This window comes from Sphingomonas sp. CFBP 13714, from assembly GCF_014842205.1.
Taxonomy (GTDB): domain Bacteria; phylum Pseudomonadota; class Alphaproteobacteria; order Sphingomonadales; family Sphingomonadaceae; genus Sphingomonas; species Sphingomonas aerolata.
In genome coordinates, this window is the sequence record NZ_JACYVG010000036.1 from 1 (window position 1) to 565 (window position 565).

Sequence of the window (565 nt, forward strand, 5' to 3'; positions counted from 1 at the left end):
TGCTGTCCAGTTTGACGCTGCTTATAGCGGTTGGTCATATGAACCGCGGCAGCCTGATGGGAATGTCCGTTAGCCACCAATTCCAACCATTTTGTTTCCGCCCAGAAGCAGCCGCTCGGCTAAGCCAGCGCCCACGCAATAGCTCCCACGACGGCTGCTACCAGCGCAAAGCACCCCCACCACGGTACGGCAACACCGTCGAAATAGTCACCAGTGGCGAGATAGGTTCGAACAGCGTCGCGCTGCGTCTCACCATAGCTTGCATCGCGAGCGCGGATGTCGCTGTCAGAGAGGAAATGCGTCACGATCTCAGGGATGTCATCGCTGGATGCATCGAGATCGCGATCCAACTCGTCACAGAGACGGTCTACGACAGGCCAATCCACTATAGGTGCTTCTTCGGCAGTGAGTATCCTTGTTAGGCGGGCCTGTATGTCGCTGGTTGCCATAGCGTTGGCGTAGCGTCGTTGGTGCTAGTGGACGACTCCTTTCGCCCAATAGCGGACGACCCGAAGGTGTGCGACAAAGGGGGATGAAGCTATGGTACACCCTCGTTCTCTTAACT

The 565-nt window shown here is 56.8% G+C and carries 1 protein-coding gene; it reads right to left on the bottom strand.

What is annotated here, in order from left to right; all coding sequences use genetic code 11:
• Window positions 1-119: 119 nt before the first annotated feature.
• Complete coding sequence (locus IFT54_RS20185) at window positions 120-350, bottom strand: hypothetical protein (protein WP_192071986.1); 231 nt, start codon at window positions 348-350, stop codon at window positions 120-122.
• Window positions 351-565: the final 215 nt, after the last annotated feature.